We start from the raw sequence: 433 nt of genomic DNA on the forward strand, positions 1-433 counted from the left end.
TATAAATACACATATACCTAAAAGTATCCTAACTTTTAGTGTTCTATCTAAAGCTTTAGATAGAAAAAGTAGAGAGGACATGGCTAACAACATAAATATGAAGTTTCCACGTGAACCAGTCAAATAACAAGCAAGCATGAGAGCAATGATCGCTACAAATGATTTTAATGTTCTATCCGTAAAGATTCTATGAAAATAAACAATAGCACCAAAGCTAAAAACACGTCCAATTGTTATTGAACCACTTCCTGCAAAGCCAATTCTGTCACTACTACTAATACCGTTAGACATATGCATTAATATATAAGCAACTGCAATTAACAATATAACATCAGAAACATAGTTAAATAGTAAATAGATTCTTTCTCTAGACAGTTTTGACACTACAATATAAGAAAAAACAACCATCACGATCAAGTTTAATATCTTATAT

The 433-nt window shown here is 30.3% G+C and carries 1 protein-coding gene; it reads right to left on the reverse strand.

Annotated features, from left to right (window positions below; translation table 11 throughout):
• Positions 1-417: hypothetical protein (locus tag ASV53_RS25925; protein WP_205049246.1), on the reverse strand; the 417-nt coding region annotated here is incomplete at its 3' end.
• Positions 418-433: the final 16 nt, after the last annotated feature.

It is taken from the genome of Photobacterium sanguinicancri (assembly GCF_002265265.1).
GTDB lineage: Bacteria > Pseudomonadota > Gammaproteobacteria > Enterobacterales > Vibrionaceae > Photobacterium > Photobacterium sanguinicancri.